The 16,325-nt window shown below is 49.9% G+C and carries 19 protein-coding genes; 7 read left to right on the top strand and 12 right to left on the bottom strand.

Annotation, left to right across the window (positions count from 1 at the left end; genetic code table 11):
• Window positions 1-8: 8 nt before the first annotated feature.
• The 5 genes from FEK43_RS05770 to FEK43_RS05790 are packed head-to-tail and all read left to right on the top strand — an operon-like array spanning window position 9 to window position 6,493.
• The gene (locus FEK43_RS05770) at window positions 9-1,550 is read left to right on the top strand and encodes a CoA-transferase (protein WP_130206023.1); all 1,542 of its coding nucleotides are present in this window, start codon (window positions 9-11) and stop codon (window positions 1,548-1,550) included.
• Window positions 1,547-3,628: an FAD-binding protein gene (locus FEK43_RS05775; protein ID WP_135408745.1), complete on the top strand. Its 2,082-nt coding sequence runs from the start codon at window positions 1,547-1,549 to the stop codon at window positions 3,626-3,628. The genes FEK43_RS05770 and FEK43_RS05775 overlap by 4 nt, the downstream gene beginning before the upstream one ends.
• A 20-nt stretch (window positions 3,629-3,648) precedes the next feature.
• Window positions 3,649-4,125, top strand: coding sequence for a TRAP transporter small permease (locus FEK43_RS05780; protein WP_130259525.1), 477 nt, complete (start codon window positions 3,649-3,651; stop codon window positions 4,123-4,125).
• A 42-nt stretch (window positions 4,126-4,167) separates the two neighbouring features.
• Window positions 4,168-5,469: a TRAP transporter large permease gene (locus tag FEK43_RS05785; protein WP_130206017.1), complete on the top strand. Its 1,302-nt coding sequence runs from the start codon at window positions 4,168-4,170 to the stop codon at window positions 5,467-5,469.
• A 52-nt stretch (window positions 5,470-5,521) separates the two neighbouring features.
• On the top strand, window positions 5,522-6,493 hold the full coding sequence (locus FEK43_RS05790; protein WP_130206015.1) for a TRAP transporter substrate-binding protein: 972 nt from the start codon (window positions 5,522-5,524) through the stop codon (window positions 6,491-6,493).
• 56 nt (window positions 6,494-6,549) lie between these two features.
• Here FEK43_RS05790 and FEK43_RS05795 read toward each other — a convergent pair whose 3' ends face one another.
• From FEK43_RS05795 to rpsF, 6 genes are all read right to left on the bottom strand, one after another.
• Window positions 6,550-7,401, bottom strand: coding sequence for a hypothetical protein (locus FEK43_RS05795; protein WP_135408743.1), 852 nt, complete (start codon window positions 7,399-7,401; stop codon window positions 6,550-6,552).
• A 2-nt stretch (window positions 7,402-7,403) separates the two neighbouring features.
• On the bottom strand, window positions 7,404-7,895 hold the full coding sequence (locus FEK43_RS05800; RefSeq protein ID WP_130206011.1) for a helix-turn-helix transcriptional regulator: 492 nt from the start codon (window positions 7,893-7,895) through the stop codon (window positions 7,404-7,406).
• A gap of 410 nt (window positions 7,896-8,305) precedes the next feature.
• Window positions 8,306-8,755 (bottom strand): 50S ribosomal protein L9, encoded by a 450-nt coding sequence (rplI, locus tag FEK43_RS05810; protein ID WP_001196062.1) that lies wholly within the window; start codon window positions 8,753-8,755, stop codon window positions 8,306-8,308.
• Window positions 8,756-8,796: 41 nt separating this feature from the next.
• Window positions 8,797-9,024, bottom strand: a complete 228-nt coding sequence (gene rpsR, locus FEK43_RS05815) for a 30S ribosomal protein S18 (RefSeq protein WP_000135199.1) — start codon at window positions 9,022-9,024, stop codon at window positions 8,797-8,799.
• 4 nt (window positions 9,025-9,028) lie between these two features.
• A complete protein-coding gene (gene priB, locus FEK43_RS05820) occupies window positions 9,029-9,343 on the bottom strand; it encodes a primosomal replication protein N (protein WP_001296681.1) in 315 nt (104 codons plus the stop codon).
• 6 nt (window positions 9,344-9,349) lie between these two features.
• Window positions 9,350-9,745, bottom strand: coding sequence for a 30S ribosomal protein S6 (gene rpsF, locus FEK43_RS05825; protein ID WP_001216676.1), 396 nt, complete (start codon window positions 9,743-9,745; stop codon window positions 9,350-9,352).
• A 326-nt stretch (window positions 9,746-10,071) separates the two neighbouring features.
• Between rpsF and yjfY the strand changes: the two genes are divergently transcribed.
• Window positions 10,072-10,347: a DUF1471 family protein YjfY gene (gene yjfY, locus FEK43_RS05830; protein WP_000492914.1), complete on the top strand. Its 276-nt coding sequence runs from the start codon at window positions 10,072-10,074 to the stop codon at window positions 10,345-10,347.
• 129 nt (window positions 10,348-10,476) lie between these two features.
• On the opposite strand, the gene ulaF is transcribed toward yjfY, so the two are convergent.
• Genes ulaF through ulaA form a run of 6 tightly spaced genes read right to left on the bottom strand, consistent with a single transcriptional unit; the run spans window position 10,477 to window position 14,883 of the window.
• Entirely contained in the window at window positions 10,477-11,163 is a 687-nt protein-coding gene (gene ulaF, locus FEK43_RS05835) for an L-ribulose-5-phosphate 4-epimerase UlaF (protein ID WP_135408741.1), read from the bottom strand.
• Window positions 11,163-12,017, bottom strand: a complete 855-nt coding sequence (gene ulaE, locus FEK43_RS05840; RefSeq protein ID WP_044697638.1) for an L-ribulose-5-phosphate 3-epimerase UlaE — start codon at window positions 12,015-12,017, stop codon at window positions 11,163-11,165. Before ulaE ends, ulaF begins: the two co-directional genes overlap by 1 nt.
• A gap of 9 nt (window positions 12,018-12,026) precedes the next feature.
• The gene (ulaD, locus tag FEK43_RS05845) at window positions 12,027-12,677 is read right to left on the bottom strand and encodes a 3-keto-L-gulonate-6-phosphate decarboxylase UlaD (protein ID WP_023216462.1); all 651 of its coding nucleotides are present in this window, start codon (window positions 12,675-12,677) and stop codon (window positions 12,027-12,029) included.
• A gap of 13 nt (window positions 12,678-12,690) precedes the next feature.
• Window positions 12,691-13,155 (bottom strand): PTS ascorbate transporter subunit IIA, encoded by a 465-nt coding sequence (gene ulaC / locus FEK43_RS05850; RefSeq protein WP_000776505.1) that lies wholly within the window; start codon window positions 13,153-13,155, stop codon window positions 12,691-12,693.
• Window positions 13,156-13,164: 9 nt separating this feature from the next.
• Window positions 13,165-13,470: a PTS ascorbate transporter subunit IIB gene (gene ulaB / locus FEK43_RS05855; RefSeq protein ID WP_000218362.1), complete on the bottom strand. Its 306-nt coding sequence runs from the start codon at window positions 13,468-13,470 to the stop codon at window positions 13,165-13,167.
• 15 nt (window positions 13,471-13,485) lie between these two features.
• Complete coding sequence (gene ulaA / locus FEK43_RS05860; RefSeq protein ID WP_131161338.1) at window positions 13,486-14,883, bottom strand: PTS ascorbate transporter subunit IIC; 1,398 nt, start codon at window positions 14,881-14,883, stop codon at window positions 13,486-13,488.
• 353 nt (window positions 14,884-15,236) lie between these two features.
• Here ulaA and ulaG point away from each other — a divergent pair, with 353 nt between their 5' ends.
• Window positions 15,237-16,301, top strand: coding sequence for an L-ascorbate 6-phosphate lactonase (gene ulaG / locus FEK43_RS05865; protein WP_135408739.1), 1,065 nt, complete (start codon window positions 15,237-15,239; stop codon window positions 16,299-16,301).
• Window positions 16,302-16,325: the final 24 nt, after the last annotated feature.

Here is a 16,325-nt window from a genome sequence, read left to right on the forward strand (position 1 = left end):
GAAATTGTATGCGTAAGATAACAACCGCCGAGGCACTGGCGGCGCAAATTCAGGACGGCGCAACCATTGCCATTAGCGGTAACGGCGGCGGCATGGTGGAAGCTGACCATATTCTGGCAGCCATTGAAGCTCGTTTCCTGCAAACCGGACACCCGCGCGATCTGACATTAATCCACTCGCTGGGTATTGGCGATCGCGACAGCAAAGGTACCAATCGCTTCGCTCATGCCGAAATGCTCAAACGCATAATTGCCGGACACTTTACCTGGTCACCCAAAATGCAGGAACTGGTGAAAAACAATGCCATTGAAGCCTACTGCTTCCCGGGCGGCGTAATTCAGGCTCTGCTGCGGGAGATCGGCGCCGGACGTCCGGGACTTTTTACCCACGTAGGGTTGGGATCGTTTGTTGATCCGCGTAATGGCGGCGGGAAGTCAAACGCTTGCACCACCGATGATCTGGTAGAACTGATTGAAATTGATGGTGAAACCAAACTCCGCTACCGCCCTTTCAAAGTGGACTATGCCATTTTGCGCGGCACTTATGCCGATCCGCGTGGCAACGTCAGCCTCGAAGAAGAAGCGATTGATATGGATAGCTATTCGATGGCGCTGGCAGCACACAACAGCGGCGGCAAAGTGTTCGTACAGGTGCGCGATGTACTGGAAGCAGGCGCGCTTGAACCACGTAGAGTCAAGCTTCCGGGGATTCTGGTCGATGGCATCGTTGAACACCGCGAACAACCGCAAACCTATCTTGGTGGTTACGACCTGACAATTAGTGGTCAACATCGCCGTCTGAGTTCTAACGACGCTATTGAACTGGTTAGTCATCCGGTACGTCGTCTGATTGCCCGTCGGGCAGCACGTGAACTGGTAGCTGGTGCTTCAACCAACTTTGGCTTTGGTATTCCGGGCGGTATTCCTGGCGTTGCGCTGCGTGAAGGCGTGCCTTATCAAAGTTTGTGGCTAAGTGTTGAGCAAGGCGTACATAACGGCATGATGCTGGATGACGCGTTTTTTGGCTGCGCCCGTAACGCCGACGCCATTATCCCTTCGCTGGATCAATTCGAATTCTACAGCGGCGGCGGTATCGATATCACTTTCCTCGGCATGGGCGAGATGGATCAGCACGGCAACGTCAACGTTTCGCATCTCAACGGCAATCTGATCGGCCCCGGCGGCTTCCTCGAAATTGCACAAAACGCCCGAAAAGTGGTGTTCTGCGGCACGTTTGACGCCAAAGGTAGCAAAATCGATGTAACGCCAGATGGCCTGCATATCGCCCAGTCAGGTCAAATCCCCAAACTGGTTACTCAGGTGGAAAAAATTACCTTTAGCGCCGCGTACGCACAGCAAAGCGGTCAGGAGGTGCTGTATATCACCGAACGCGCGGTATTCCAGTTAACGGCAGAAGGCGTTGAATTAATTGAGATCGCGCCAGGTGTGGAGATTGAGCGCGACATTCTGCCGTTCATGGCCTTCCGCCCGATTATCAGGCAACCACGTCTGATGGAAAGCAGCCTGTTTACGCCGATGGAGGATGCATGAGCCAGCTTGATGACGCCATCCTCGATTCGCTGACGCACGTCACTTTTCCAAAGGGGTTTGTGTCAGCAGAACCAACGTCAATTGTCACCGTTGAGGATGTTGATTACCCGATCTGGCAAGTTGATGCGCTGGTCGTTGGTAGCGGCGCAGCAGGATTACGTGCGGCGGTTGAGCTGAAACGTCGCCAGCAAAATGTACTGATCGCGACCGCCGGGTTATATATGGGGACGTCAGCGTGTTCCGGTTCTGATAAACAAACACTGTTTACCGCCGCTACTGCGGGCAATGGTGACAACTTCGCCAAACTGGCGGAAGCACTAGCGAGCGGTGGCGCAATGGATCACGACACCGCTTATGTCGAGGCGGTCGGTTCTCTGCATACCCTCGGCGGTCTGCAATATCTTGGTCTGGAATTACCGGAAGATCGCTATGGCGCAATTCTCCGTTATCAAACCGACCATGACGAAGCCGGACGCGCAACCTCCTGTGGACCGCGGACATCTCGCCTGATGGTAAAAGTATTGCTGGAGGAAGTGCAGCGCCTCGCCATCCCAATGTTGACCAGTGCAACGGTGATTAAGCTCCTGCATCAGTGCGGAGAGAATGGCGAAGATCGCGTGGCGGGGGCTATTCTCGCAACCGGTTCCCGCGCCCATAACCCCTGGGGGCTGGCCATTGTGACTACGCCCAATGTGGTACTGGCAACGGGCGGACCGGGCGAGCTTTATCGCGACAGTGTTTATCCACATAAATGCTTCGGCTCGCTGGGACTGGCACTGGAAGAAGGTTTGACGCTAACCAATCTGACAGAAAGCCAGTTTGGTATAGGCACGCCACGCAGCACGTTTCCGTGGAATTTATCCGGCACCTATGTGCAGGTGATCCCGTATATCTATTCTGTGGATGCTGAGGGCAACGAGTATAACTTCCTTGCAGATTACTATCGCACCACCCAGGAACTGGCTTCAAACATCTTCCGTAAAGGCTATCAGTGGCCATTCCACGCCACACGAGTGATGGATTTTGGTTCAAGCTTGTTAGACATGGCGGTGGCGCAGGAACAGCAATCAGGTCGCCAGGTATTTATGGATTTCAATCGCAATCCTGAAGCGGTGCCTGGTGATTTGCCGTTCTCATTGGATCGATTGGACGACGACGTTCGCGCATATCTTGAAAACAACGGCGCCCTGGCGCAATCGCCCATCGAACGCCTGCAACGAATGAATCCGCTGTCTATCTCGCTGTACAAGATGCACGGCTACGATCTCACCACGCAGCCATTGCAGTTTGCCATGAATAATCAGCACATGAATGGCGGTATTGCGGTAGATATCTGGGGGCAAACCACCCTCCCCGGCTGTTTTGCCGTGGGGGAAGTTGCTGGTACGCACGGCGTCACTCGCCCCGGCGGCGCGGCGCTGAATGCCGGGCAGGTTTTTGCAGTGCGCCTGGCACGCTTTATTGGTTGCACGCAGAAGCAGTCTGTTGATGGAGATATTGCACAACTGACCGCTCCGGCCCTGGCGTCCATAAGAGAGATCATTACTCAGGCGCACGATAACGGGACCGGGATGCCATTGTCATTGGTTAAGGAAAAAATTCAGGCACGAATGTCTGATCATGCGGGGTTTATTTGCCATGCCGATAAAGTCCGACGTGCCACTCGTGATGCCCTGCTATTGAACGAATTTGTCCAACAGCATGGATTGGCTATCAAACATGTGGGCGAAGTTGCCGAGCTGTTTATGTGGCGGCATATGGCGCTGACCTCTGCTGCCGTATTGACACAGTTGACGCATTATATTGATGCCGATGGTGGTAGCCGTGGGGCTCGTATTATTCTCGACGGAGATGGAAATTCGATTCCGCAAACACGAAATGGTTTTTGTGATGCTTGGCGCTTTCGTTCAGAGCGTACTGAGGATAAAAAAGATAAGCTACTTATTCATTATTGCAATGGTATCTTTCACGTCAGAAAAGCACCTGTTCGTGAGTTTCCCATTATCCGCGGCATTTGGTTTGAAAAAAACTGGCCTGGTTTTCTTAATGGGACAATTTACCAGCCACAGGATGAATGATATTGCAAAGGTTAATCACTATGCGAAATATAATTAGATCTATTAATGCTCTGCTTGCAACATTGAATATTACTATTTTGGCGATCATTGTGGCATGTGTGACATGGCAGGTGGTAGCACGATTTATATTTAAAAGCCCCAGTATATTTACGGATGAGCTCAGTCGTTTGCTTTTTATTTGTCTTGGCCTTTTTGGTGGTGCCTATACCGCGGGGCAGAACCGGCACCTGGCGATTGACCTGCTTCCTATGATGCTGAAAGGAAAAGCACGGCGTCATTTATTTTTGTGTATTCAGACTATCGTTATTATCTTCGCTACCATCATTATGGTATATGGTGGTGGGCTATTAACTATGGACACATTCGATTCAGGTCAAACCTCACCCGCTTTAGGTTGGCAGATGGGATATATCTATATGAGCATCCCGATTAGTGGTGTACTTATTATTATATACACCATAGATATGGTTTTAACAGAACTTAAACAACCACGCTAAAGATAATAAACAACAACCAACCATAGTAGGAATGGAGAAATTATGGATTACTGGTTACCGATTATTGTGTTATTTGGTGCCTTCTTTTTTATGTTGGCATTAGGTGTACCTATTGTTTATGCCATTGGTTTATCGACACTGGCATCAATTTCCACACAACTCGATTTCAACTCAGCATTGAGTGTGGTTTCCCAAAAGTTAGCCTCCGGGTTAGATAGTTTTACGTTGTTGGCAATCCCATTTTTTATCTTGTCTGGCAACATTATGAATCATGGAGGAATAGCACGAAGGCTAATTAACTTTGCGCGAATTCTTGGCGGTCGTCTGCCTGGCTCACTTGCCCACTGTAATATTCTCGCCAATATGCTGTTCGGGGCAATTTCTGGTTCAGCCGTTGCTTCGGCGGCGGCGATGGGCGGTGTCATGCATCCGCAACAGGTTAAAGAAGGCTACGACCCGGCATTCAGCACTGCGGTTAACGTTGCTTCTGCTCCTACTGGTTTACTTATTCCACCAAGCAATACGTTGATCGTCTATTCACTGGTCAGCGGCGGTACATCTATTGCTGCACTGTTCCTGGCAGGGTATGTTCCGGGAATTTTACTGGGCCTGGCGCTGATGGTCGTCGCCGGTATTATCGCGGTACGTCGCGGATACCCCAAACCAGAACGCCCAACTTTACGCCAGGCTGGAGTGGCTATATGGATGGCGATCCCCAGTATTTTCCTGATTGTGTTAATTATGGGTGGTGTACTAAGCGGTGTTTTTACCCCGACAGAGGCTTCGGCAATTGCGGTAATTTATACCCTTTTCCTTGCGCTGGTTCTTTATCGCGAAATCTCAGTTAAAGATTTGCCTAAAATATTTCTGGAATCCGTCATTACCACCGCAATTGTTTTGTTATTGATCGGCTCTTCAATGGGCATGTCATGGGCTATGTCCAACGCTGACGTCCCCTTCCTGATCCTCGATTTGCTCAATACCATTTCTGATAATCCAATAGTAATCCTGCTTATTATCAATATTATCTTGTTGATCATTGGCACATTTATGGATATGACGCCAGCGGTACTGATTTTTACGCCGATATTTTTACCGGTTGTCACCGAACTGGGCATGGACCCGATTCACTTTGGTATTGTCATGGTACTGAACATGTGTATCGGTATTTGTACTCCGCCTGTAGGCAGTGTGTTATTTGTCGGTTGTAGTGTATCTAAATTACCGATTAATAAAATTATCAAACCTATGCTGCCATTCTATGCCGTGATGGTATTGGTGCTGGCAATGGTGACTTATATTCCGCAAATCAGTATGGCATTGCCAAGAGCACTGGGCTACTGATATGCATTCACTGGCGGCACCTGCCGCCATATTTATTAGAAAAGGAACATCTATGAAAATAAAAGTATCCGCTGGCATTATCGGTGCTGTTCTTATGTTATCCGCAAGCCAGTCCTGGGCAGTGACATTAAAACTGAGTCATAATCAGGATAAGTCTCATCCTGTTCATAAAGCGATGGAGTTCTTTGCGAAAAAGAGCAAAGAGTACTCTAACGGTGATATTACTATTCGTATTTATCCAAATGGAACATTGGGTACTCAACGAGAAACAATGGAGCTGATTCGTTCTGGCGCTATTCCGCTGGTAAAAACCAATGCGGCAGAAATGGAAGCATTTGAAAATTCTTATAAATTATTTAGCCTGCCTTATTTGTTCCGCGATCGTGATCATTATTATCAGGTGATGCAGGGCGATATCGGGAGAAAAATCCTCGACTCAACGAAAAGCAAAGGTTATTTCGGGCTGACTTTTTATGATGGAGGCGCCCGCAGCTTCTACGGCAATAAACCGGTACTGAAACCAGACGATCTGAAAGGCATGAAAGTCCGTGTCCAGCCAAGTCCTGGCGCAGTTGAAATGATCAAAGTCATGGGCGGTAACCCGACGCCACTGGATTACGGCGAGCTGTATACAGCCTTACAGCAGGGCGTCGTCGATATGGCGGAAAACAGTGTGATGGCGCTGACCACCATGCGTCACGGTGAAGTGGCAAAATCTTTCAGCCTTGACGAACACACTATGGTTCCCGATGTGGTTCTGATGAGCAATGCTGCATTTGATAAACTTAGCCCGGAAAATCAGGCTGCTATATTAAAAGCATCTAAAGAATCAATGAGCTACATGAAAGACTTGTGGAGCGAAGAAGAGAAACAAGAATTTGCGAAACTGGATAAAATGGGCGTGAAAGTCTACCAGGTTGATAAAGCTCCGTTTATCGAGAAAGTACAGCCAATGTACGCAAACTTCGCTAAGGATAACCCTGCCCTTGCCCCAATGCTGGCCGACATTCAGGCGACGAAGTAATTATCTTAATAGGGCTGCTTATTGCGGCCCTCATCGAATATATCGAAATAACTATTCTAAATTGACGCCCTGAACGCCTCTGCCATTAACTCTTGTTCACGACCAGGTAATCTAAGACGCTCGGCAATGGTTCGCCACTGACTGACAATTCCTCTAAAATTAGCAATAATGTCATCTGCTTCTGTCAAACCAAGTCGAAAATACTCCGCAACTTCTCGAGCTAATTCCAAATCAAGTGCATTAACGACCATTTCCCATCCACCAACATCATACTCATCTTTTACACTGGGAAATTTAGCGATGTAGAGATGTCCTGCTTCATCAACAACACTGGCTTTCGGACGTGCCCCTCCTAATGATCCCCCCGGAGCGATTAGCATTCTTAACCATTTTTGCCCCATGAGTTCTTTATTATCAGGATCTTCTTCAATTGCCCGGCTAGCTCTTTCCAGACTCGCTATTTCGGTAAATGGTGGGGCTGCAACATCAATGCGGTTATCAAGAAACTCTCCAGTGTCTTCAAGTTTATATCGAAGAGCCCCAACCCGATAAAGATCATGTACACCTAATAAATAATCAGACTCATAAAGGTGGGAGTCTTTATCAAATAATCCGTCTCGGATATCCCTCTCAAAACGCCGCTTCATTAGCATGCGTCCCCAACGATCCGGGCAGGAATCACTAAATGCACCAAATTTATCCTTAGGAGGAATTGGGTACTGTGCTCCCTCATACAACATTATTTCAGGATCTAACTGAATAAAATTAAGTGCAGGATCTGCAAGCGCCTTTTTATCGTACTCAAACTCAAATATCTCACGCGCCCGGGTGCGACGACTGTGCAAATAACCAATACGCGCAGGACCATCCAGGCCTTCCCAATCCGCATACACTCCGATTAATGCCATAATTAATTTCCTTTTATCGGTTTTTTTATCGGTTGTAATAGTGCAGCAAGAGAGGTGGACGTTTCCCCTGGATTAGTTGGCGTTGAGTCTTTTGCCAGCGCTGTTAAATCCGTGGTGAGATGACCTTCTTTCTCGCGTTTCGTCTGAAATGAGGCTGTCTGAATCCCTTCGTCATTCTTACCGGATGAACGAGCAAGCCCTCTTTTTTTAATCAAACGGGAATCCTGGAGCTGACGCCCTAAGTCGTCTTCAGCTGCAAGCTTATTTAAATCCGTTTCCAGACCCAAAACCTGCATCACAGACAAATATGCCCCTATCGTGACCCCTGCACTTCCTGACTCCAGAGAACGCAATGTTATTGGCGACATCCCGGCACGTTCAGCAACTTGCTTTGCGGTAAGCCTGCGTCGTAAACGAGCAAGTTTCAGCCGCTCACCAAATTCACTAAGCATCTGATTCGTATAAGGGAGTAACGGTGCTGTTTTTTTACCCATAGTGATAATATTTTATCTTTTTACGACAATAATAACCATAATATTAGCATTTTTTTGGTTAAACGATCTTTTACTTTGCACATCAAGCAATCAGCCCCATAGAAGCGATAATATTTTATCTTTTTATCTAAAAAAACAATAAAATAACAGCGCATTTGCACCTAACTTATTGTTTTTATTATCTTACAAGGGAGACGCTGTATTGATGCTTTTGTCATGTTTTCCGCGTAAAAAAACATGACACGAGCTACCAGCGGCGAGGCTGGGGGCCAGGTATGGGTCCTGAGAATTTTTTATAAAAGGAATAGTAAGAGAACTTTATGAAGGGAACAGCTGTTTCTGAGGTTTTTATCACTAAAAGCAAAACGCCGACACAAGGTCGGCGTTTTTACGTCTCGTTGAATAACGAATTATTCAGCTACTACGTTTACGATCACTTTCGCGAATACTTCGCTGTGAACCTGGAAGCTCACTTCGTGTTCGCCAGTGGTACGCAGAACGCCGTTCGGCAGACGAACTTCGCTCTTAGCCACTTCAACGCCAGCTGCAGTTACAGCGTCAGCGATGTCGCGAGTACCGATGGAACCGAACAGTTTACCTTCGTCGCCAGCTTTAGACGCGATGGTAACAGTTTCCAGTGCATTGATTTTCTCAGCGCGAGCATTAGCTGCTGCCAGAACTTCAGCCAGTTTAGCTTCCAGTTCAGCGCGACGTGCTTCGAAGAATTCAATGTTTTTCTTGGTAGCTGGAACAGCTTTACCCTGCGGTACCAGGAAGTTACGAGCATAGCCCGCTTTAACGTTTACCTGATCACCCAGGCTACCCAGGTTTGCTACTTTATCAAGCAGAATAACTTGCATTACCTTATCCTCTCAAAGTCGTATTAATGGACCGTGACCGATTACTGATGGCGATCAGTGTACGGCAGCAGGGACAGGTAGCGAGCGCGTTTGATAGCGCGAGCCAGCTGACGCTGGTATTTTGCACGGGTACCGGTGATACGGCTTGGGACAATCTTACCGCTTTCGGTGATGTAGTTTTTCAGCGTAGCGATATCTTTATAGTCGATCTCTTGAACGCCTTCCGCGGTGAAACGGCAGAACTTGCGACGACGGAAATAACGTGCCATATGGCTAGTCTCCAGAATCTATCAATTCAATCTGCTCGGCATGCAAAACCATTTTGCTCAGACCGTTCTTTGCCTTGTGGCATGAAATGAACCCCTGAACGGTTATGCGACTGCCGACCGTTATACTGTGAGTAATGGCCTGGTTTTCGTGTCCGCTAACAATAACGGGCATTTGGCACCACGCCTGCCGGTGAAAACCGGCTTCCTCCTGCACAGAACGATGCTCAAGCACGAACTGGCAGTGAGGAATTCCTGATGGACTGACCTTGCGAAGGGGAGTCCTGCACACGGTGCCGGACAACACCAGACGGTTGGTCATCAGAAATTACTCTTCAGAATCCCCAGCTTCAGCATCATCTGCGGTTTCGTTTGCGAAATCATCGCGACGCTCACGGCGCTCGTCTTTCGCTTTAACCATCGGAGATGCTTCGGTAACAGCGTGCTTGGTACGCATAACCATGCTGCGGATAACGGCATCGTTGAAGCGGAAGGTAGTTTCCAGCTCATCGATCACTTCCTGCGGAGCTTCAACGTTCATCAGAACGTAGTGTGCTTTGTGCAGTTTGTTGATCGGGTAAGCCAGCTGACGGCGGCCCCAGTCTTCCAGACGGTGGATCTTGCCTTCTGCACCAGTGATGGCAGCAGTGTAGCGCTCGATCATGCCCGGAACCTGTTCGCTCTGGTCAGGATGGACCATAAAAACGATTTCGTAATGACGCATCGAATTGCTCCTTACGGATTATTCAGCCTCCTGTCTGGGTCAGCCGAATCCCGGGGAGGCAAGGAACGTGTTAAAGGTCGGCTGAAAAATGACGCGTTATAGTACTTGTATGCCCCGCTAAACTCAAGGCCAGCCGACAAATAAATCTCATCTTTCGCCAAATCGTACTAACCCGCTGATTTGAAGTTCATCACATCCCATCAGGGCGTTTTTTTGAACAACTGCATCAGAAATGGTCACCATCAACTTCTTTATCATTGATTAAAATTAAATCAGAAGATCATCACAGAGGAGCGCGCACAAAGTCAGCCGTTGAGGAGGTATCTATGTTCAGCCGTGTTTTAGCCCTTCTGGCTGTGCTTTTGCTAAGTGCAAATACATGGGCAGCCATTGAAATTAATAATCACCAGGCCAGAAATATGGACGACGTGCAGAGCTTAGGCGTGATTTATATCAACCATAACTTCGCCACTGAAAGTGAAGCTCGCCAGGCACTGAATGAAGAGACAGATGCGCAAGGCGCAACGTACTACCACGTGATTCTGATGCGGGAACCGGGGAGTAACGGCAATATGCACGCCAGCGCGGATATTTATCGCTAGCACCAGGTATAACCAACGAAACATTGCCATAGTTTGCTTTGCCCCCTTCTCCGGGGGCATTTTTTTGAAAAACGGCTGCGGAATCAGACCAGTTATCTCCCGAAGAAGGAAATTTCCGCAGCACGTATTTTACTTCTGCCCGTAATAGGCGTTGGGACCGTGCTTACGCATGAAGTGTTTATTCATCAGGAAGCTGTCGATGTGATTCAGTTGTGGGTTAATACTGCGGGCAATCCACGCCATTTTCGCCACTTCTTCCATCACCACCGCGTTATGCACCGCATCGTGAGCATCTTTCCCCCAGGCAAACGGTCCGTGCTGATACACCACAATTCCCGGCGTATGCAGCGGCTCGGCGTCACCCAGCGTTTCGATAATCACTTTGCCAGTGTTCTGTTCGTACTCGCCCTGCACCTCTTCTTCGCTTAACCCGCGCGTACACGGGATATCGCCCAAAAAGTAGTCAGCGTGCGTGGTGCCTAACGCCGGGATCGCCAGCCCTGCCTGCGCCCATGCGGTGGCATGAGTGGAGTGGGTATGGACAATGCCGCCGAGCGACGGATAACGGCGGTAGAGTTCGAGATGCGTCGCGGTGTCGGAAGACGGGCGATACATCCCGTCCACCACCTGGCCGCTCATATCGACCACCACCATATCGTCCGCTTTCATGGTTTCGTAGGCGACACCGCTGGGCTTGATCACCACCAGCCCTCGTTCGCGGTCAATGGCGCTGACGTTGCCCCAGGTAAAGGTCACCAGCCCGTAACGCGGCAGATCCATGTTGGCTTCAAACACCTGCTGTTTCAGCTTTTGCATTATGCCGCCTCCACCATGCCCGCTTTGACCATGCGCGCTTTTACCCAATCACGCGCTTTCGCCACTTCTGCCGCCGGGTCTTCCGCCGTTTCGCTCCACATCTCAATCAGGTACGGCCCGCAATAGCCACTCTGTTTGAGCGTTTCAAAGCAACGTTCGAAATCCACTACGCCTTCGCCAAACGGCACGTTTTTGAAGACACCCGGTTTGGTGTCTTTCACATGCACCGCGACGATATGCCCGATTCCGGCCTGCAATTCCATCTGCACATCGTTGTCCCACGCCGACAGGTTGCCGATATCCGGGTAGAGCTGGAACCACGGATTGTTGAGATAGTGCGCGTAGCCCAGCGCCTTGCTGATAGAGTTCATCAATGGGTAATCCATGATCTCCATTGCCAGCGTGACCTGCGCACGGCTCGCCATCTCGACGCTCTCTTTCAGGCCGTCACGGAAACGACGACGCGTTTCGTTATTGGCCTCCTGATAGTAAACGTCATAGCCCGCCAACTGGATCACGCGAATGCCGACGTCCTGGGCGAACTGGATAGCTTTACGCATAATCTCCAGCCCCTGCGCCCGCACCGCATCATCTTCGCTACCCAGCGGGAAACGACGATGGGCGGAAAGGCACATGGACGGCACACGCACGCCGGTTTCAACAATCGCGTTCACCAGCGCCAGACGCTGTTCGCGGCTCCAGTCGAGGCGCGACAAGCGCTCGTCAGTTTCATCTACCGACATCTCGACAAAATCGAAGCCCAGCGTTTTTGCCAGTTGCAGCCGTTCCAGCCAGCACTCCCCGGCGGGGAGCGCTTTTTCATAGATGCCAAGCGGGATTTGTTTGGACAACATATCCGCTCCTTAGCCCCACAGCTGGGCGATGGAACGTTTGAACTGACGCGCAGCTTCAACCGGAGAAGCGGCATCACGGATGCTGCGACCTGCGATAAACACATGAATCGGAATACCTTTGAACAGCGGCAGATCTTCCAGCGCCAGACCACCGGTGACGGTTACTTTGAAGCCCATATCGGAAAGACGTTTGATCGCGGTAATGTCCGCTTCGCCCCATGCCACGCCTGCGGCCTGCGCGTCACGACTGCGGTGATAAACCACCTGCTGAATGCCTGCGTCACGCCACTGCTGCGCCTGTTCCCAGGTCCAATAACCGGTCAGTTCGATCTGCACGTCGCCGTTAAACTCTTTTGCTACGTCCAGCGCACCTTTGGCGGTGTTGATATCCGCACAGCAAATTACGGTCACCCAGTCAGCGTTGGCTTCGAAGCACATACGAGAAAGGATTTTGCCCGCATCGGCAATTTTGGCATCTGCCAGCACGATTTTGTGCGGGTAGAGCGCTTTCAGGTCACGAACCGCACGCACGCCTTCGCCCACGCATAGAATGGTGCCCACTTCGATAATGTCGACTTCTTCGGCAATCAAGCGAGTGGTTTCGTAGGCGCTATCCATAGTCTGGTTGTCCAGCGCGACTTGCAACATCGGTAATGACATGTTCAATTCCTTCTTAAGCTGCCGCGTTGGTGCGGTCAATGAGATCCAGTACTTCCTGCTCGGTACGGCAGGCACGTAAACGGTCGAAATTCTCTTCATCTTCAAACAGGTTGACGATCTGCATGATGCCCACTTCCTGGTGAGTGTTGGCATCAACCGCCGCCATAGTGATGAGGATATCCACCGGGTCGTTATCTTCGTGGTTGAACTCCAGCGGCTTTTTCAGCGTCACCAGCGCAAAACCGGTTTTCTTAACGCCCTCTTCCGGGCGACCGTGCGGCATTGCCAGGCCTGGTGCGAGCACAAAGTACGGGCCGTGCTGTTCAACCGCATCCAGAATCGCCTGGTAGTAACGCGGCTCGACAACATCCGCCGCCACCAGCAGGTCAACGCCGATTTTCACTGCGTCCTGCCATGTCTCAGCTTCAGCCTGCAGACGGATAGATTTATTCTCCGCCAGCGAATCACGTAATTTCATGGCGCGTCCTTACTTCACATCCTGCGGGAAATGCTCTTTGATCACTTCCAGCAGTTTCGGGCCAAAATCAGCAGGAGAGAGCATGTTGCGTACGCCAACCACGTATTTGTTGCCGGTCACGGTGATTTCGCCCGCAATGTGCGTAGAAGCGATGATGATATCCGCGCCGCTCAACTCGCTTTTGTATTCGCCAACCGCACAGCTATTTACCGTGTGGTCAATGTTTGATTGGGTTAAAAACTGGTCCACTTTCATCTTCATGATCATGGAACTGCCTTGTCCGTTGCCACACACAGCCAGAATACGTACGGTCATAATCAAAACTCCTTATTAAGCAGACTGTTCTGCCAGTTGTTTTTCTGCATCTTCTTCTGCGCGCAGTGCGCGGCCAGCGAAGAACATATAAGCCAGTGCAATTACAATGATGACGGCCATAAAGGCGATACCGATGGAGAAGAAGCCCTGCATCATCGGCGGTGCCAGAATTGACCAGTCCGCCATACCCATCCAGGCACTCATACCGGTGAGTTTCACCGCCCAGACGCAACCAAAGATTTCAATCATCCCCATCACCAGACAAATTTTCAGCGCCGCACGCCAGCCGCCGAAGTGGTTAGCGAACACGCCGATGGTGGCGTTGGAGAAGAACATCGGGATAAAGCCAGGAATAATCAGAATGGAGGAACCGCAGGCGACCAGGATGCCAACCGCAATCAGCTGACCGATGGTGCCCCACATAAAGCCCCAGACCACGGCGTTCGGCGCGAAGCTATAGATAGCCGCACAGTCAATCGCCAGAACCGCACCTGGGATCAGACGCTGGGAGATACCGTTAAATGCTTCAGAGAGTTCCGCCACAAACATGCGCACGCCCTGAGTGATGATGAAAATCGCCACCGCAAAGGAGAAACCGGTTTGCAGGATGTAGACCGTCCAGTGCACTTTGCCTGCCATCGCCTGCACGGTATCGATACCGAAGGAGAGCAGAATGGCGCCAAAGAAGATGGTCATGACAATCGCCGTGGAGACGATGTTGTCGTGGAAAATATTCAGCCAGCCCGGCAGTTTAAGATCTTCAACGCTTTCCTCTTTTTTGCCGAGGAACGGCGCGATTTTATAGGCAACCCATGATGCGAACTGCTGCTGGTGACCGATGGAGAAACCGCAGCCGTCCGTCACTTCCTGAGTCGGTTTGTACATCATATTGGAGGTGATACCCCAGTAGAGCGAAACCAGAATCGCGGTGCAGATAATGGTCGTCCACATGGAATAACCGAAAATAAACAGCGTAACGGCAATCAGCCCCGCCTGCTGGAACATGATGTGACCAGTCAGCATGATGGTGCGAATACCGGTAATACGACGCAGCAGCACGTAACAGATGTTCAGCGCCAGAGCCAGCAACACCGCGTAACCCACCCAGCTATAGGCATCGCCCATGCGCTCGATAGTGGCCATCATCGAAGCGTAAGTATCTGAAATCGCACCGTTGATACCGTAGACTTCCGACATTTTCGCCACCACCGGTTTGAAGGTGCTGGTCAGGATGCCGGACCCTGCCTGCAACAACATGAAACCAATAATGGTTTTAATCGTCCCTTTAATAATAACGCTGACACTTTTGCGCAGTAGGATGTAGCCCAGACAGGTCACAATACCCAGCAACAACGGGGCATTGGTCATGACCTGGTTAAAAAACACGGTAAAGATGTTGTAGAGGATCTCCATAACGATCTCCTGAAGAAGAGGTAACCGGGTATTCCGCACACCCGGAATGTTGTGCATTCACTCTAATTTTCAAAAGTAATCACAACAAGATTATTTATGATTAAATGTGACGCGGCACGCAAATAATTCCACATGGATAGAGTGGGATTCATGCAACGAAACAATTACTCATTTAAATTCATTTAGTTAAATGAATTACACATTCCGTTAAATCTTTCCACACTCAAAATCCACAACAACTCCCCTGGCAAAAAGTCAAAAAATGGTCATTGCCTTCCTGAAAAAATAGTGTCAGGATTAATCAAAACCAATCACATATTGATTAAAATTGAACATCATGAAGGTAAATGGCGATGAGTAAAGTGAAAAGTATCACCCGTGAATCCTGGATCCTGAGCACTTTCCCGGAGTGGGGTAGCTGGCTGAATGAAGAAATTGAACAAGAGCAGGTAGCTCCTGGTACATTCGCGATGTGGTGGCTCGGTTGTACTGGGATCTGGCTGAAATCGGAAGGTGGCACCAACGTTTGTGTTGATTTCTGGTGCGGTACTGGCAAACAAAGTCACGGTAACCCGCTGATGAAACAGGGTCATCAGATGCAGCGCATGGCTGGTGTGAAAAAACTGCAGCCAAACCTGCGTACCACCCCGTTTGTTCTTGATCCATTTGCGATTCGCCAGATCGACGCGGTACTGGCAACTCACGATCACAACGATCATATCGACGTCAACGTCGCTGCTGCCGTGATGCAGAACTGTGCTGATGACGTACCGTTTATCGGACCGAAAACCTGCGTGGATTTATGGATTGGCTGGGGAGTACCAAAAGAGCGCTGCATCGTGGTCAAACCAGGCGATGTGGTAAAAGTGAAAGACATTGAAATTCATGCCCTTGACGCGTTCGACCGTACTGCACTGATCACCCTACCAGCGGAACAAAAAGCGGCTGGCGTGCTGCCAGACGGCATGGACGATCGCGCAGTAAACTATCTGTTCAAAACACCGGGCGGTTCCCTGTATCACAGCGGCGATTCCCACTACTCTAACTACTATGCAAAACATGGCAACGAGCATCAGATCGACGTGGCGTTAGGATCGTACGGTGAGAACCCACGCGGTATTACCGACAAAATGACCAGCGCCGATATGCTGCGTATGGGCGAAGCGTTGAATGCGAAAGTAGTTATCCCGTTCCACCATGATATCTGGTCAAACTTCCAGGCCGATCCGCAGGAAATCCGCGTACTGTGGGAGATGAAAAAAGATCGTCTGAAGTATGGCTTTAAGCCGTTTATCTGGCAGGTCGGTGGCAAGTTTACCTGGCCGTTGGATAAAGATAACTTCGAGTATCACTATCCGCGTGGTTTTGACGATTGCTTCACTATTGAACCGGATCTGCCGTTCAAATCGTTCCTGTAATCTGTCGTTGATACCGGGTAGCGT

The organism is Escherichia sp. E2562, assembly GCF_005781075.1.
Classification (GTDB): Bacteria; Pseudomonadota; Gammaproteobacteria; order Enterobacterales; family Enterobacteriaceae; genus Escherichia.

Bases quoted from the DNA above. Each gene is read 5' to 3' on its own strand.
- FEK43_RS05795 (WP_135408743.1), bottom strand. From the start codon at position 7,401: ATGGCATTAATCGGAGTGTATGCGGATTGGGAAGGCCTGGATGGTCCT.
- ulaG (WP_135408739.1), top strand. From the start codon at position 15,237: ATGAGTAAAGTGAAAAGTATCACCCGTGAATCCTGGATCCTGAGCACT.
- FEK43_RS05785 (WP_130206017.1), top strand. From the start codon at position 4,168: ATGGATTACTGGTTACCGATTATTGTGTTATTTGGTGCCTTCTTTTTT.
- ulaB (WP_000218362.1), bottom strand. From the start codon at position 13,470: ATGACCGTACGTATTCTGGCTGTGTGTGGCAACGGACAAGGCAGTTCC.
- FEK43_RS05775 (WP_135408745.1), top strand. From the start codon at position 1,547: ATGAGCCAGCTTGATGACGCCATCCTCGATTCGCTGACGCACGTCACT.
- rpsR (WP_000135199.1), bottom strand. From the start codon at position 9,024: ATGGCACGTTATTTCCGTCGTCGCAAGTTCTGCCGTTTCACCGCGGAA.
- rplI (WP_001196062.1), bottom strand. From the start codon at position 8,755: ATGCAAGTTATTCTGCTTGATAAAGTAGCAAACCTGGGTAGCCTGGGT.
- ulaA (WP_131161338.1), bottom strand. From the start codon at position 14,883: ATGGAGATCCTCTACAACATCTTTACCGTGTTTTTTAACCAGGTCATG.
- FEK43_RS05770 (WP_130206023.1), top strand. From the start codon at position 9: ATGCGTAAGATAACAACCGCCGAGGCACTGGCGGCGCAAATTCAGGAC.
- yjfY (WP_000492914.1), top strand. From the start codon at position 10,072: ATGTTCAGCCGTGTTTTAGCCCTTCTGGCTGTGCTTTTGCTAAGTGCA.
- rpsF (WP_001216676.1), bottom strand. From the start codon at position 9,745: ATGCGTCATTACGAAATCGTTTTTATGGTCCATCCTGACCAGAGCGAA.
- FEK43_RS05780 (WP_130259525.1), top strand. From the start codon at position 3,649: ATGCGAAATATAATTAGATCTATTAATGCTCTGCTTGCAACATTGAAT.
- priB (WP_001296681.1), bottom strand. From the start codon at position 9,343: ATGACCAACCGTCTGGTGTTGTCCGGCACCGTGTGCAGGACTCCCCTT.
- ulaD (WP_023216462.1), bottom strand. From the start codon at position 12,677: ATGTCATTACCGATGTTGCAAGTCGCGCTGGACAACCAGACTATGGAT.
- FEK43_RS05790 (WP_130206015.1), top strand. From the start codon at position 5,522: ATGAAAATAAAAGTATCCGCTGGCATTATCGGTGCTGTTCTTATGTTA.
- ulaC (WP_000776505.1), bottom strand. From the start codon at position 13,155: ATGAAATTACGTGATTCGCTGGCGGAGAATAAATCTATCCGTCTGCAG.
- ulaE (WP_044697638.1), bottom strand. From the start codon at position 12,017: ATGTTGTCCAAACAAATCCCGCTTGGCATCTATGAAAAAGCGCTCCCC.
- ulaF (WP_135408741.1), bottom strand. From the start codon at position 11,163: ATGCAAAAGCTGAAACAGCAGGTGTTTGAAGCCAACATGGATCTGCCG.
- FEK43_RS05800 (WP_130206011.1), bottom strand. From the start codon at position 7,895: ATGGGTAAAAAAACAGCACCGTTACTCCCTTATACGAATCAGATGCTT.